Source organism: Pseudomonas sp. RA_35y_Pfl2_P32 (assembly GCF_963970735.1).
Classification (GTDB): domain Bacteria; phylum Pseudomonadota; class Gammaproteobacteria; order Pseudomonadales; family Pseudomonadaceae; genus Aquipseudomonas.
This window is the reverse complement of the sequence record NZ_CAXAQF010000276.1, coordinates 1-477: the sequence shown is the minus strand read 5'-3', so window position 1 is coordinate 477 and position 477 is coordinate 1. Positions and strand designations below refer to the sequence as shown.

At 62.7% G+C, this 477-nt stretch carries 2 protein-coding genes; both read right to left on the bottom strand.

Features of this window, described 5'->3' with window-relative positions; genetic code table 11:
* On the bottom strand, positions 1-323 hold a 323-nt coding region (locus AACY45_RS28255), incomplete at its 3' end, for a (d)CMP kinase (protein WP_339548765.1).
* Complete coding sequence (locus tag AACY45_RS29420) at positions 320-454, bottom strand: CBU_0592 family membrane protein (protein WP_445261239.1); 135 nt, start codon at positions 452-454, stop codon at positions 320-322. The genes AACY45_RS28255 and AACY45_RS29420, both read right to left, overlap by 4 nt.
* Positions 455-477 lie beyond the last annotated feature (23 nt).

The following is a 477-nucleotide window of genomic DNA, read 5'->3' as shown; positions in this document are numbered from 1 at the left end:
ACTGCGCCGCCGGGTTGATAGGCGAAACGCTTTTGCCGGTGAAACAATGCCGCGCGCACCAGCGGATGCGCCGACACGATCGAGGCGAGCGAACCGATCGCGTCGGTGCGCAGGATCGGATCGTCGAGCAGGGCATCGTCAAAATCGCACGCGGCGACAGCGTCGGCCTCGATCGAACCGTCCAGTTCCAACCGCTCTACATTCGCCGCGACCGCACGATAGAGCAGCCCGGTGTCGAGATGCGGCAGGCCATAATGCTGGGCGAGCGCGCGCGCGATCGTGCCCTTGCCGGACGCGGCGGGTCCATCGACAGCAATAATCATCGGCGAAAACTCAAAATGCGAACCAATCCAAGGAGCGCGATCAGCGCCCAGGCCAATTCGAGGGCGAGCGCGGGGAGGTTGTAGTTGACCATCAACGATATCGCCAGCAGCGATGCGCCGAGAAAGTTCAGACCATTCGACAGAAGGTTGGGCG